A 14,154-nucleotide genomic window follows, 5' to 3' on the forward strand; every position below is an offset into this window, starting at 1 on the left:
GTTAAACTAAATTGTATGAATAAGTTGATACTAAATTTATCAGGAAAAGAGCTAAAACTTCCAAATTTTTTGCCCGATGCCACATATGGTGTTGTCAAATCCTTGGACACAAAGGACCTAAAACAGGTTGGGGTTCATGGATTAGTAGTTAATACATTCCACTTAATAAATAAGCCTGGTATTTCGGTTATTGACTCTTTAAACGGTATCAAGAATTTTATGAACTGGGATGGGATAATTCTTTCTGATTCTGGAGGATTTCAAATCTTCTCTGTTTTAAGAGAAAATCCAAAATTTGGAAGTATAAATGAGGATGAGATAATCCTGAAAAACAATGAAAAAATCATTATTACTCCAGAAAAGATTATTAATGCCCAATTTAAATTGAAATCAGATATTATGATGGCTTTAGATTACTGTACTCATCCTGATGATTCTTATGAGATAAATAAATTATCAGTAAAACTAACAATTGATTGGGGAAAAAGAAGCAAAAAAGAGTATGAAAAACTTATTAAATCAAAGGAAAATTACAAGCCTCTAATATTTGGTATAATTCAAGGAGGAAAAGATAAAAATCTTAGAAAGGAATGTGCAGAAGCCTTAATGGAAATAGGTTTTGATGGGTTTGGTTTTGGAGGTTATCCTATTGATAGTAAGGGAAATTTGATAGAGGATATACTTCAATATACGGCGGAGCTAATTCCCGACAATTTGCCCAAATATGCTATGGGGATTGGAAAACCGGAAAATATAGTTACCTGTGCTCAAATGGGATATAATCTATTTGATTGTGTTATCCCTACAAGAGAAGGAAGAAAGGGAAAGCTATATATTTATAATGATAAGATGGAAAAAGTAGATATCTTTTCAAAGGATTTTTACTCCAATATTTTTATATTAGATGGAAAATATGTAAGAGACAAAAAGCCTATATCAGAGTTTTGTGATTGCTTATTATGTCAAAATTATAGCAGAGCATATTTACATCATCTTTTTAAATTAGAGGATCCCTTAGCTTATAGATTAGCATCTATTCACAATCTAAGATTCTATATGCAATTAATAGATTTAATATGGAAGAAGATATCATAAGAGAAATTCTTAGTAGTAAGAAATATAAAGATATAGAGATTGAATTTTTGAGAAATATTTATAATATCGAGAAAAGTAAGTACAATAATGAAAAACTTATTATAAAATCTGTAAAAAGAAAATTACATCAAGTTTATGGTTCATTCCTAAATCCCAAAATCTTTGATAGGTTGAAAGTATATTTAGAAGAATTGACCCAAGATAATTTAATAGATACATGTAAGAATATATTAAGTCTCCATACATCCACTAAGGAGAGAATAGATTTCTATCCATATATTTATGAGCAGATCTTCTCAAATATACCAAAACCTAAATCCATCTTAGATGTTGCATGTGGATTAAACCCTTTTTCTATTCCCTTTATGAATATAGAAAGAAAAATTCATTATTTTGCATTAGACATAAACTCATCTCTTATAGAACTAATAAATAATTTTCTATTAAAATTAGGTTTACAACCAAAGGCAAAAGTTTATGATGTAATGTATCATCCAATAGATATTCAGGTAGATTTAGCCTTTATATTCAAATTTATTCCAGTCTTAGATAAACTAAGAAAGGATTATATGTTAGAATTTATAAGAAATATTCCATCTTATTATATAGTTGTTTCTTTTCCATTAAAAAGTTTAACTGGAAAAACAAAAGGAATGGAAGAACATTACAATGAAAAATATATATCTAAATTAAGAAATAATTTTTTATTTATTCATGAATTTTCTATTTCAAACGAAAAATTTATAATTATAAAAAAAGAAGATGGGTAAGTTATACGTAATTGCAACTCCTATAGGAAATTTAAAAGATATTACCTTCAGAGCATTAGAGACTATTGAAGAGTGTGATATCTTAGCTGTAGAAGATACAAGACACACTCTTAAGCTTCTGAATCATTACAATATCAAGAAAAAGATGATCTCGTACCATAAATATAATGAGAAGGAAAGAGTAAATCTAATATTAGACCTTTTAAAAAACAAAAACTTGAATGTGGGACTGCTAACTAACGCAGGTACTCCATGCATATCGGATCCTGGATACATAATAGTCAAATGTGCAAGAGAAAATGGAATAGAAGTGGTACCTATTCCTGGTCCTTCTGCAATAACTACCGCCTTATCTATTTCTGGACTTCCATCTAATCAATTTTTATTTTATGGTTTTTTACCGAACAAGAAAACTGAAAGAGAAAAAATATTAACGAAAATAAAAAACACAAAGGTAGAAACTATAATTTTTTTTGAATCGCCAAAAAGAATTACTAACTTAATGAATTTATTAAAAGATTTTTTCCCTAAATCTACAGTATGCGTTTGCAATGAGTTAACAAAAATGTTTGAAAAGGTATACTATGGAAACATTGATAAGGTAGTAGAAGAAATAGAAAATAACCCTCATAAAGAAATGGGAGAATACACAGTGATTATTTATTACAATCCAGAAGAAGAGCCCTCTAAATTAAATCTAAGTGTCGAAGCCTTAATAATTAATGAGTTAGTTACTAATAATCTGAGTCTTAAAGAAGCAATTAATTTGGTATCTAAGAAGTATGGAATATCTAAAAAAGAAGTATATAATAAGGCTATAAATCTTAGAAATAAAATTTTAAACAATGGAGGAGGAAATCTATGACAATTGCACTGGATGCTATGGGAGGAGATTTTGCTCCTCAAGAAACAGTAAAGGGAGCAATTGAGTTTGTTAAGGAATTTCATGAAAAAGTTATTCTTGTAGGTAAAGAGGATCTACTAAAAAGAGAGTTAAGTAACTATAGCTATCCAGAAGAATTAATTGAAATCTATCACGCATCTCAGGTAATAGAAATGGGAGAACATCCAGCTTTTGCAGTTAAAGAAAAAGAAGACTCGTCCATAGTTGTTTGTATGAAACTTCATAAAGAGAATAAGGTTTCCGCCGTTGTATCTGCAGGAAATACTGGAGCTGTAATGAGTAGTGCCCTACTTATCTTAGGAAGAATCCCTGGAATTAAAAGACCTGCTATAGCTACTTTAATACCTACCCTTAGTGAAAAACCTTCCATTCTTTTGGATGTTGGAGCTAATGTCGATTGTAAGAAAGAATACTTAGAACAATTTGCCCTAATGGGGAGAATATATTTAGAAGAGATTTTCAATGTTAAAAATCCAAGAATCGGATTATTAAATATTGGAGAAGAGGAAGGGAAAGGAAATCAGTTGGCACAGGAGACCTATGAACTTCTAAAGAATAACAAATATTTCAATTTTGTTGGAAATATAGAAGGAAAAGACCTTTTTAGCTCTATTGCGGATGTTATTGTATGCGATGGATTTGTAGGAAACATTGCTGTAAAAACAGCGGAGGGTGTAGCGGAAACTCTCTTTACCCTCCTGACAAAAGAACTAACATCAAGTTTGTGGAGTAAAATATTAGCAGGCTTACTAAAACAAAAGTTTAGGAATGTTAAGAAAAAGTTAGATTATAGTGAATATGGTGGTGCTCCTCTTTTAGGAATAAATGGCGTTGTTATAATATCCCATGGAAGATCAAAGGCAAAGGCTATAAAAAACGCCCTAAAGGTATCTTTACAAGTTGTAAAACAAAAAGTTAATGATAAAATAAAGGAAGGTGTTCTTGAAATATCTGGGGGAGGTTAATATGGAAAATAGGTTAGAGAGAATCCTACAAAGAGCTTTAGACTTAAAAGCTTCTGATATCCATTTAAAAGTAGGTGCTCCACCTGCCCTAAGAGTGTTAGGTGATATTACTTTTTTGGAAGATGAGTATCCTATAACTACTGAAGAGCTAAAAACCATGATATTTCCTTTTATTAAACCCCAATTTATCAAGGTATTCGAAGAAAATGGAGAGTTGGATTTTGCTTTTGAAATGGAAAGAAAAGTAAGATTAAGAGGAAATTTATATCTTCAAAGAGGAACTTTAGCGTTAGCATTAAGAATTATACCACTTCAAGTGCCTTCCTTTGAGGAGTTAAATTTACCTCTCACTATACAAAATTTAGTCTCTAAAAAATCTGGTCTTATTTTAGTAACAGGTCCTGCTGGTTCAGGGAAATCTACCACTTTAGCTGCAATGATTGACTTTTTAAACATGAATTATAAATTGAAGATTATTACTATTGAGGACCCAATAGAGTATATATTTAAAGATAAAAACTCTTTTATAACCCAAAGAGAGATTAGATTAGACACAAAGAGTTATAGTACTGCACTAAAAATGGCATTAAGAGAGGATCCAAATGTTATAATGGTAGGTGAGCTTAGAGATTTGGAGACAATCAGCGTTGCTTTACAAGCTGCTGAAACTGGACATTTAGTTTTAAGTACTATTCATACTACAGATACAACTATTACTATCGAAAGAATAATTGATAGTTTCCCTCCTCATCAACAGCATCAGGTAAGAATACAAATCTCAAACGTACTTCAAGGAATAATATCTCAAAGATTATTGAAAAGAAAAGATAGAAAAGGTTTAATTCCCGCCTGTGAGATCCTTGTAGGTACCTTGGCTGTTAGAAAGGCAATAAGAGAAGAGAGAACAAACGAGATTCCTAAAATTATTGAGGCAAGCAAAGTGGACGGTATGCAGTCTTTCAACCAACATTTAGCAGAACTATACTTTAATAAACTTATAAGTGATGAAGAGGCACTAAATGCAAGCCCTTCCCCCCAAGATCTGAAATTACTTCTAAGAGGTATTACTCAGAGCTAAAAATTATACTTTCTTTTATTTCTTTTTTATCGATATCGATTATATAAATTTTATTATCCTCTATTATACCAATAGAACTATAAGGAACTTTTGATAAAGACGGGCTTCCTGGATTTAAGAGTATTACTCTGTCCTTTCTCTTTAGAACTGGAGTATGAATATGCCCAAATATCACAAGATTAACATTATATTTTTCTCCTAAGCTAAATAATTCTTCTTCACTTTTATCTTCCCCATGAGTTAGTAAAATTCTCCATGGCGATACAAAAATAAATGAATAGGGAGAAAGAATGGGGTATTTTATAACAAGCTGATCCACATCCGCATCACAATTTCCCCTGCTTATAATAACAGGTTTATTTAAGTTATTTAAAAATTCCGCAAGTTTAGAAGGTGCATAACCATCTGGAAGAGGATTTCTTGGTCCATGATATAAAATATCCCCAGCATGTAAAATTAAGTCTACATCTCTTAAATAATCTGAAATTTTTTCTAAGAAAGATGTTCCGCCATGGGTATCGCTTATTACTAATATTTTCATGGTACTTCTACCTCCCAAAGGATAATCTTTCCCATAAAGGTCTTGGAAATCCTAAAAGTTGCATCTTTTTCTGAGTAATCTCTATGAGATAATCAACTCTATAAACTTTAAAAACATGGTTCTTTGTATCATATATGCCAAAACTACTTTTCCAATTTCCATCTCTTGGCTGTCCTACGCTTCCTGGATTTATTAAGTATTTATTTTTAGGTTGTATTTCTATTTCTCCCCCTTTAACCATGCTTAAATACTTAATCTCATCATTTTCATAAATAAATACTCCTGCTATATGGGAATGACCAAAGAAATAAATATTTTCATCCATCAAATTAAAATTGGCAAAAACAGAATTATAAGTAACTAAATATTCTTCTAAAGGCTTCCTTATACTTCCATGTACTATTCCACCCCACTCGAAATTTAGTTTCTCTGGTAATTTATAAAGAAACTCAAAATTTTCAGGAGTTATATTCTCTCTGGTCCAATCTATGGCGTATTGGGCAAGAGGGTTAAAATTATCATAGTCTAATCTTCCAACTACAGCAGCATCATGATTTCCTATGATTGATGCGTTGATTTTTTTTATATAACTTACACACTCGTTGGGATTTGGACCATACCCAACTATATCCCCTAAGCAATAGATCTCATCAACTTCTTTTTCTATTTTTTTTACTACTGCTTCTAAAGCTTCTAAATTACTATGAATATCAGAGATTATTCCTATTTTCATTGTGAAATATTCATATTCCTTTCAAGCGGAACAGAAATATCATAATGACCAGCTAAAGTATCCAAAGTAGCATCACCTACTAATATCTGTACCTTCTTTATCCAAGGTAGCTCAGTCAATGTATTAACTATACTGTATATTGTTAGTAGCTCTTCAGTACTACCCCCTGGATGATTATTTTTTAGTTCATTAGAAAAGCTCACATAGGCTATATTATTTCTGATAGAAATTCTCAAAAGTCTTGTCCCTTTTGGAATAGGAGAACGTAAGGAGGGACTTTTAGGTCCCTCCAATAATAGACTAATTACTTTCTTAGCTATATTTTCCTTGTTGAATAGTTTGTCCCAGTAAGATATATCAATATCCCTTTCTTCGTATCTTAAATTACCACTTTTGTAATCATAAAAATAAATCTTAACTTGTGTTTTCTCTCTGAAACTAAAAAGAGCCAAAGTAATAGCAATTATTAAAAATAACAAAGAAATAGTTAGTATTTTTTTCAATGGAGAATCCTCCAAGTTTTATCTTCGTGAATTACTTCTCATAACCTCATCAATAAACCTTAAGAACTCATCGTTACTCCTTGTTTCTCTGAGTCTCTTTTTCAGCATTTCAATAGCTTCTCCTTCTTCTTGACTTAATAATGTTCTCCTAAGTATCCAAAGTTTTTGCAATTTATCCTCTGGATATAAGAGCTCTTCTTTTCTTGTTCCAGATCTTGCAATACTAATTGCTGGGAATATTCTCCTATCTGCTAACTTCCTATCTAACACAAGCTCCATATTACCTGTACCCTTAAATTCCTCAAAAATTACATCATCCATTCTACTACCTGTCTCAATTAACGCAGTAGCCAAAATAGTTAGGCTCCCACCACCTTCTATATTCCTTGCAGCACCAAAAAACTCCTTGGCATGGTGTAATGCGGCAAGTTCAACTCCTCCAGATAGTGTTCTTCCACTAGAAGGCACTGCCCAGTTATAGGCACGTGCAAGCCTGGTGATACTATCTAATAAAATTACTACATGCTCCCCATACTCAACTAATCTTTTTGCTCTCTCCAAAACCAATTTTGCCACCTGAATATGTCTCTCAGGTGGTTCATCAAAAGTAGAACCAATTACTTCTCCTTGTACAGATCTTCTAAAGTCTGTTACTTCCTCTGGTCTCTCATCTACAAGCAAAACAAAAAGCTTAACTTCTTTATGATTCGCAGTAATGCCATTTGCAATCTTCTTGAGCAATGTAGTCTTTCCAGCCTTTGGAGGAGATACTATCAATCCTCTCTGTCCCTTTCCTATTGGTGCCAAAAGATCAATTAATCTCGTATCTAACTCCTGTGGAGTAGTTTCTAATTTTAATCTTTCTGTTGGATGATATGGTATTAGATCATCAAATTTGGGTCTTTGTCTTGATAGGGAAGGGTCCCTGCCATTCACTGTATCTATTCTAAGAATTGCATACCATCTCTCGTTTTCCTTTGGAGGTCTAACCATTCCTCCAATCCAATCTCCATATCTCAGTCCAAATTTCTTAATCTGGGAGGCAGATATATAAACATCCTCTTCACTTGGCTTCCAATTTTTCCTAATAAAACCAAATCCTTCTTCCCTAATTTCTAAATATCCTTCTCTATATACACACTCAAATCCATCAATAATAACCTTGCCCTTCTCCTCTTTTTCTTCCTCTTTTACTTCTTCCTTTTCCTCTACTTTTTCCTCAATAACTTTCTCCTCTACCTTTGGTAGCTCCAAAGTAGAGACAGCAGGAACCCCCTCAGGGGCTTCCCCCTCTTTCTCTAATAATGCTTTTATTAATTCATCCTTTGTCATTCTATAATATCCTGGAATCTTATATTCCTTTGCTATTTCTACTAATTCTGCTCGAGTTTTAAACTGTAATTCTTCTTTTGGGATCATCTGAAACCTCCTTTTTAATGCGTTTTGATTGGCAACATTAGTTTATTTGAAATTTGAAAACAGATTTTTACCCATTATTTATTAGCAGAAATAAGTATAAAATAAATTTTTGTAAAAGTCAAATATTTTAGTAACATTTTGAATATCCACAAACCCTACAAGTTAAACAGCCTTCTTGTATCTCAAGGGGAGAACCGCATTCTGGACAAGGCATTCCTGAATATTCCTTCTCACTTTCTTCTTGTTTTTCTGGTCTAAAGAAGAAGTTATTTTTAGAATTATTTTTTCCTTCCTTTATTAGTATATATTTTTCTAAAGCTTTTGCAATAGCATCTGAGCATGAAAGTATATATTCACCCTCCTCATCCCTTATAGGATTAGGACATCTTATACCCTTAAGCTGTTTAATAATAGAGTTTATATCAATCCCACTTCTTAGAGCTAAGGAAATTAACCTTGATATAGCTTCTGTTTGTGATGCTGCACAACCACCAGCTTTCCCAAGAGTTGAAAATACCTCGCACACTCCTAATTCATCTTCATTTATTGTTACATATAAATTACCGCATCCTGTTTTCATTTTCAAAGTTACACCCTTTGTAACTTGAGGACGTGGTCTTGGTCTTAACTTCTCTTCCATATCCTTCCTCTCCCCTGCCTTTTCTTCTACTTTTAATACTTGAACTGATCTTGATTTATCTCTATAAACAGTAATTCCTTTTAACTTTAATTCGTAAGCCATCAAATAGATTTTCCTTATATCCTCTTCAGTTGCACTGTTTTTAAGATTTACAGTCTTGGAAACTGCATTATCCACATATTTTTGAAAGGCGGATTGCATTAAGACATGGTCCTCAGGAGATATATCCAAGGCTGTAACAAAGATTTTCTTAATTTCACTTGGAATTTCCTCCATTTCCTGTATTGATCCCTTTTCAATTACCTTCTTAATCAATTCATCACTATAAATTCCTTCTTTTATTAGATACTCTTTAAAAATAGGATGAATTTCAAACCACTCACCTAAGCTTACAGTTCTCTTATAGGCTAAAGCAAAAATTGGTTCTATTCCAGAAGAACAATTTGCAATAATACTTATACTTCCTGTAGGAGCTATTGTGGTTAATGTGGCATTTCTAAGCTTCATATTCATTTCTTTGTATATACTCTTCTCCCAATTAGGAAAAACTCCTCTTTCTTCTGCTAATTCCTGTGATTTTTCTCTTGCTTTTTCTGAAATAAATTTCATTAATTTTTCCGCAATATCTCTTGCCTCTTTAGAGTTATAAGGAATCTTCAATTTTATCAATAGATCGTGAAATCCCATCACTCCTAACCCGATCTTTCTATTTGCTTTTGTCATTTCCTCTATTTCTTTTAACGGATAATAATTTGCATCAATAACATTATCTAAGAAGTGAACTGCAGTATAAACTGTCTTTTCCAATTTTCCCCAATCTATCTCATAATTTCCATCTTTCTCCTTAACCATTTTACTCAAATTTATAGAACCCAAATTGCAAGACTCATAAGGTAAAAGTGGTTGTTCGCCACAAGGATTAGTAGCCTCAATTTGTCCAACTCCAGGGGTTGGGTTTTTTCTATTGATCTCATCAATAAATATTATGCCTGGTTCTCCATTTTTCCAGGCTTGTCTAACTATTAAATCAAAAACTTCTTTTGCCCTTAGTCTATTCACTACTTCTCCATTTCTTGGATTTATAAGACTATATTCTTCATCATTTAATACAGCTTTCATAAAATCATCAGTAACTGCTACAGAAATATTGAAATTACTTAATACTCCTTCTTTATCTTTTACTGTTATAAATTCAATAATGTCAGGATGGTCAACCCTCAAAATCCCCATATTTGCTCCTCTTCTTACTCCACCCTGTTTTATAGTCTCTGTTGCAGCATCGTAAACCTTCATAAAGCTTACAGGACCTGAAGCAATTCCTCCTGTAGTCCTTACAATATCACCTTTTGGTCTTAAACGGGAAAAAGAAAATCCAGTTCCACCACCTGATTGATGTATTAATGCGGTATATTTTAAGCTATCAAAGATACTAACCAATGAATCTTCTATAGGTAGTACAAAACAAGCGGATAGTTGTCCTAATGGTCTTCCTGCATTGATCAATGTGGGTGTGTTTGGTAAAAAATCAAGAGAAGTCATTAATTCATAAAATCCATCTCTAATATTTTCCATATCCGCCTTTGGATTGTATAGCTTATCAATTTTGGCAATAGTATCAGCGACTCTGTAGAACATTTCTTCAGGAGTTTCTATTACCTCTCCTCTTTCATTTTTTGCCAAATATCTCTTTTCTAATATAAGTAAAGCTTGCTTAGATAATTCCACTTTTTTCATATTACTTTATCTCCTCCAACCATTTTTTAAATTCCTCATTATTGGGAAAGCGTGATATTGCCTCTTTCAAAACTTTTCTCGCCTCATCCTTTTTACCCATCTTTAAAAGAGTAACAGATAAATTTCCATAGGCTTGAAGATAATTCTTATCTATTTCCAAGGCTTTTTTAAACATACTAACAGCTTCCTCATACTTCCCTTCTTCAAAATAAACTGCACCTAAGTTGTTATAAGCTTCCTGAGAATTCCCATCTATAGAAATAGCTTTCTTAAAATATTCTTCCGCCTTTTTAAGGTCTTTCTCATTATAAGCTTCAATACCAAGTTTTAGATAATATGTTACATCATTTTCTTTAGTTATAAAAGGTATATTAATAGGTTTATTTAGTATCTTAGAGAGAGCCTCTAAATTTTTTCTCGCCAGTATATAATTTGGATCTACCTCTAAAGCTTTTAAGAATGATTTTTCTGCATTTTCAAGATCCCCTATTTTATAATAAGTCATACCAAGATTATTCCAAATATCTGGATTATTTGGATAATATTTTAAAAGTTCCTCATAAATTTTCTTTGCTTTTTCATATTCCTTTTTTTCATAATACTTAGCAGCTAAAAACATATTGGCATCTATATGAGAAGGATCAATATTTAATATCCTATTCGCAATCTCCATAGCTTTTTCATCATTTTTCAGATCTGTAGAGTATAGTCTAAGAAGATTTTCCAAAGGAGGCACAGAATATTTATCAAAAGTTAAAGCCTTTAATAAGTATTCTTCTGCTTTTATTAACATATTTTTGTCTTTCTTATTTAAATTATGATAACCTTGTGCATAATAGGCACCTATTAGATTATAAGTAAGAGATCTATAATAAGCATTTTTCAAAAGATCATCTATATGCTCTTCTCCTAATTTAAAGTACTTTTCTTTTTCATTCTCATCACTGACCCCACCTACAACTTGAAGATATGCCTTGATTATTGCCTCGTGAAAGGCACTCTCTTGGGGACGAAGATTGATAGCCTCTTCAAGTAAAGGTAATGCCTTTCCAGGCTCATTAGAATTAAGATAATCTAAACCATATCTATAAAAGATCTCCGCCCTAAAAAATCTCAAAGAAATAGAAATATACAATAATCCAATAACACCACAAATTACAATTATTATATCCCTTAATAAAGAAGGAACTTTTCTAATATCTATTTCCAATTTATTCTTCTCATCAACAAATCTTAGCCACAAAAATATAAAAGAGATTAAAGACCAGAAATAAAGATAAGTAGCAGAAAGACCGAATAAAACTAAAGCTTGGATCAAGAAAGCTAAAAATCCTGTAAAGGTACCAACTATTAAGGTTTTATCCTCTTCAGGAAATTTAGACAAATTTTTTATAAAGAGAAATATAGTGGTGAAGACAATACCTAAGAATGATACTAAACCAAATAAGCCCTGAGGGAAAAGAATATCCAGATACTCGTTATGCTCTCTATCTGGATAACCTTTTCCTTTATCATATCTGGCAAGATCCAAGGATTTGTAAGGAGTAAAATTAAAAGAGAATGTTTCCGGACCTAATCCCAAAATCAATCTGAAAGATGGAAGTATCTTATCCTTAAATAAATTGATACTATCCCTCCAAGTAAGTCCTCTTGGGTTTGCCTGAGTAAGACCTAAACCATGCCCAATAGTAGAGAACCTCTCCTTTAAGTTAAAAGTACCTAAAGATGTATTAGAAGGATACAACTTACTTTCTAAATATCCAAAGATAGGTATAGAAAGGATTATGACTAAAATTAAAGCAATACTCAAATACTTCTTTATAAGAATATTTTTAAAATCCTTTCCACTTTTCCAATAGTTGAGTAGGAAGAAAAGAGGAAAAGAAATTATGAAGGCTAACCAGGATCCTCTTGTATATGATGCAAGGAGAGTGAAAAAAAGAATGATAAACTCAATAAATAAAAAGATTTTTACATAAATGTTTTTCACTTGAAAAATAAATCCCATAACAATTGGTATAACCATAACAAGATAATGACCTAAGAAATCCGCATGTCCTAATGTAGATATAATTCTTGATTCTGTTCTTACTCTTTCAAACCAAGGATCCCATCTAAAGAATTGTATTAAGCCATAAACACCCACAGCAAAAGCTATAATTACTATACCCCAATAAATATACTTTAATTCTCTCTTAGAATTTATAACATCATGTAACAAGAAAAAGATAATAAAAAAAGTAGAATATGTAAAAAATCCAAGTTGTCTCATATAAGAACCGAATAAACTTAAATATAAATTTGTAGAGAATATTGTAGATAAAATCCACGACAGTGCAAAAAGAAGAACCCAAATAGTTATATTCTTCGCTGGAAGAGTAATTTTCTTTTGCCTAAAGAAAAGCCAAATGCCCCAGATAATTACAGAAAATCCTGTTAAAATACGAAGAACAGTTACTTTTGGTAGTTCGGAAATATCATGAGCCTTCATATAATAAGTAACAGGAATTATCATTATTGCTAATAACAAACAAGAAAAAATTATAAGTCTAAAATAATGATCTCTACTAATTTCAAGTTCTTCTTGCCTGAAATTAATATTTTTCTTTTTCATCTAATCTCCTCCTTTTCATATATTTTTAAAGTCTATCAACGCTAAATAACCTTGTCAATTTTTAAATAAGATAATAAAATTGAGAAGAAAATATCATAGAAAGGGAGGAAGAGAAAATGGAGAAAAAGAGAATTGGAGTACTTACAGGAGGAGGAGACTGTCCAGGTCTCAATCCTGCCATCAAAGGCGTCGTTTATAGAGCTTTAGATTATGGTGATGAAGTTATCGGACTCAAGTATGGTTGGGCAGGACTTTTAAAAGCTGATACTATGCCTTTAACCTTAGAGGTTGTCGAAGATATTTTAGATAAAGGTGGTACAATTCTTGGTAGTTCAAGAACAAATCCCTTTAAAAAGGAAGAGGATGTAGAAAAATGTATAGAAAACTTTAAGAAGTTAGGTTTAGATGCTCTTATAGCCATAGGAGGAGAGGATACTCTTGGGGTTGCATCAAAATTTAGTAGAAGAGGACTTCCTATGGTAGGTATTCCTAAGACCATAGATAAAGATCTTGAAGAAACAGAATATACATTGGGATTTGATACTGCAGTAGAGGTTGTAGTAGATGGTATTACAAGATTAAGAGATACTGCAAAATCCCACGCAAGAGTTATAGTTGTAGAAATCATGGGAAGACATGCAGGCTGGCTTGCTCTCTATGGAGGACTTGCAGGTGGAGCGGATTATATACTCATTCCAGAGGTTGAGCCAAATTTACAAGAATTATATGACCATATTAAGAAACTTTATGCAAGAGGGCATAACTGGGCAGTCGTTGCTATAGCAGAAGGAGTCCAATTACCTGGCTTTACATATCAAAAAGGACAATCTGGTATGGTAGATGCTTTTGGACATGTAAGACTTGGAGGAGTAGGACAGGTATTAGCGGAAGAAATTGAAAAGAATCTTGGAATAGAAACAAGGGCTGTCATATTAAGCCATCTTCAAAGAGGAGGCTCACCATCAATAAGGGATAGAATTCTTGGCTTAAGACTTGGTAAAGCAGCTGTTGACCTCGTACATGAAGGCAAATCAGGGTACTTCATTTCCGTTAGAGGAGAGGAATTGGTTCCTGTAGACATTACATTAATTGAAGGTAAAACAAAGAATGTAAAACCAGAGTTTTATGAAAGCATGAAAACTTTCTTTAATAAATAGT

12 protein-coding genes are annotated in these 14,154 nt (G+C 32.1%); 6 read left to right on the top strand and 6 right to left on the bottom strand.

What is annotated here, in order from left to right; translation table 11 throughout:
- The first annotated feature begins 15 nt into the window (after positions 1 to 15).
- From tgt to CBR30_02110, 5 genes are read left to right on the top strand one after another with little or no spacing between them, the layout of a single operon-like run.
- On the top strand, positions 16 to 1,095 hold the full coding sequence (gene tgt, locus CBR30_02090) for a tRNA guanosine(34) transglycosylase Tgt (GenBank protein PMQ02550.1): 1,080 nt from the start codon (positions 16 to 18) through the stop codon (positions 1,093 to 1,095).
- Positions 1,077 to 1,865: a hypothetical protein gene (locus CBR30_02095; protein PMQ02455.1), complete on the top strand. Its 789-nt coding sequence runs from the start codon at positions 1,077 to 1,079 to the stop codon at positions 1,863 to 1,865. Before tgt ends, CBR30_02095 begins: the two co-directional genes overlap by 19 nt.
- Positions 1,858 to 2,730, top strand: a complete 873-nt coding sequence (gene rsmI, locus CBR30_02100; protein ID PMQ02456.1) for a 16S rRNA (cytidine(1402)-2'-O)-methyltransferase — start codon at positions 1,858 to 1,860, stop codon at positions 2,728 to 2,730. Before CBR30_02095 ends, rsmI begins: the two co-directional genes overlap by 8 nt.
- Positions 2,727 to 3,734: a phosphate--acyl-ACP acyltransferase gene (locus CBR30_02105; protein ID PMQ02457.1), complete on the top strand. Its 1,008-nt coding sequence runs from the start codon at positions 2,727 to 2,729 to the stop codon at positions 3,732 to 3,734. The genes rsmI and CBR30_02105 overlap by 4 nt, the downstream gene beginning before the upstream one ends.
- Position 3,735: 1 nt before the next feature.
- Complete coding sequence (locus CBR30_02110; protein PMQ02458.1) at positions 3,736 to 4,812, top strand: type IV pili twitching motility protein PilT; 1,077 nt, start codon at positions 3,736 to 3,738, stop codon at positions 4,810 to 4,812.
- On the opposite strand, the gene CBR30_02115 is transcribed toward CBR30_02110, so the two are convergent.
- The 6 genes from CBR30_02115 to CBR30_02140 all read right to left on the bottom strand — a co-directional run bounded on the left by CBR30_02115 (position 4,799) and on the right by CBR30_02140 (position 12,996).
- A complete protein-coding gene (locus CBR30_02115; GenBank protein PMQ02459.1) occupies positions 4,799 to 5,353 on the bottom strand; it encodes a YfcE family phosphodiesterase in 555 nt (184 codons plus the stop codon). The two genes, CBR30_02110 and CBR30_02115, sit on opposite strands and share 14 nt — an antisense overlap.
- Positions 5,354 to 5,360: 7 nt before the next feature.
- Positions 5,361 to 6,086, bottom strand: a complete 726-nt coding sequence (locus CBR30_02120) for a serine/threonine protein phosphatase (GenBank protein ID PMQ02460.1) — start codon at positions 6,084 to 6,086, stop codon at positions 5,361 to 5,363.
- Positions 6,083 to 6,589 carry a spore gernimation protein gene (locus tag CBR30_02125; protein ID PMQ02461.1) on the bottom strand — a complete coding sequence of 169 codons (507 nt, stop codon included), beginning with the start codon at positions 6,587 to 6,589 and terminating at the stop codon, positions 6,083 to 6,085. Before CBR30_02125 ends, CBR30_02120 begins: the two co-directional genes overlap by 4 nt.
- A gap of 18 nt (positions 6,590 to 6,607) precedes the next feature.
- Positions 6,608 to 8,005, bottom strand: coding sequence for a transcription termination factor Rho (locus CBR30_02130; protein ID PMQ02551.1), 1,398 nt, complete (start codon positions 8,003 to 8,005; stop codon positions 6,608 to 6,610).
- 130 nt (positions 8,006 to 8,135) lie between these two features.
- Positions 8,136 to 10,382, bottom strand: coding sequence for a ribonucleoside-diphosphate reductase, adenosylcobalamin-dependent (locus CBR30_02135; GenBank protein ID PMQ02462.1), 2,247 nt, complete (start codon positions 10,380 to 10,382; stop codon positions 8,136 to 8,138).
- 1 nt (position 10,383) lies between these two features.
- Positions 10,384 to 12,996 carry a hypothetical protein gene (locus CBR30_02140; protein PMQ02463.1) on the bottom strand — a complete coding sequence of 871 codons (2,613 nt, stop codon included), beginning with the start codon at positions 12,994 to 12,996 and terminating at the stop codon, positions 10,384 to 10,386.
- Between the two features lie 116 nt (positions 12,997 to 13,112).
- Between CBR30_02140 and CBR30_02145 the strand changes: the two genes are divergently transcribed.
- Positions 13,113 to 14,153 carry a 6-phosphofructokinase gene (locus CBR30_02145; protein ID PMQ02464.1) on the top strand — a complete coding sequence of 347 codons (1,041 nt, stop codon included), beginning with the start codon at positions 13,113 to 13,115 and terminating at the stop codon, positions 14,151 to 14,153.
- The last annotated feature ends 1 nt before the right edge of the window (position 14,154 follow it).

It is taken from the genome of Dictyoglomus sp. NZ13-RE01 (assembly GCA_002878375.1).
In the GTDB taxonomy this organism is placed as follows: domain Bacteria; phylum Dictyoglomota; class Dictyoglomia; order Dictyoglomales; family Dictyoglomaceae; genus NZ13-RE01.

What these genes read in the sequence shown, in the direction of transcription:
- CBR30_02140 (PMQ02463.1), bottom strand. Translation starts at nt 12,996, where the DNA reads ATGAAAAAGAAAAATATTAATTTCAGGCAAGAAGAACTTGAAATTAGT.
- CBR30_02110 (PMQ02458.1), top strand. Translation starts at nt 3,736, where the DNA reads ATGGAAAATAGGTTAGAGAGAATCCTACAAAGAGCTTTAGACTTAAAA.
- CBR30_02120 (PMQ02460.1), bottom strand. Translation starts at nt 6,086, where the DNA reads ATGAAAATAGGAATAATCTCTGATATTCATAGTAATTTAGAAGCTTTA.
- rsmI (PMQ02456.1), top strand. Translation starts at nt 1,858, where the DNA reads ATGGGTAAGTTATACGTAATTGCAACTCCTATAGGAAATTTAAAAGAT.
- tgt (PMQ02550.1), top strand. Translation starts at nt 16, where the DNA reads ATGAATAAGTTGATACTAAATTTATCAGGAAAAGAGCTAAAACTTCCA.
- CBR30_02115 (PMQ02459.1), bottom strand. Translation starts at nt 5,353, where the DNA reads ATGAAAATATTAGTAATAAGCGATACCCATGGCGGAACATCTTTCTTA.
- CBR30_02145 (PMQ02464.1), top strand. Translation starts at nt 13,113, where the DNA reads ATGGAGAAAAAGAGAATTGGAGTACTTACAGGAGGAGGAGACTGTCCA.
- CBR30_02095 (PMQ02455.1), top strand. Translation starts at nt 1,077, where the DNA reads ATGGAAGAAGATATCATAAGAGAAATTCTTAGTAGTAAGAAATATAAA.
- CBR30_02135 (PMQ02462.1), bottom strand. Translation starts at nt 10,382, where the DNA reads ATGAAAAAAGTGGAATTATCTAAGCAAGCTTTACTTATATTAGAAAAG.
- CBR30_02105 (PMQ02457.1), top strand. Translation starts at nt 2,727, where the DNA reads ATGACAATTGCACTGGATGCTATGGGAGGAGATTTTGCTCCTCAAGAA.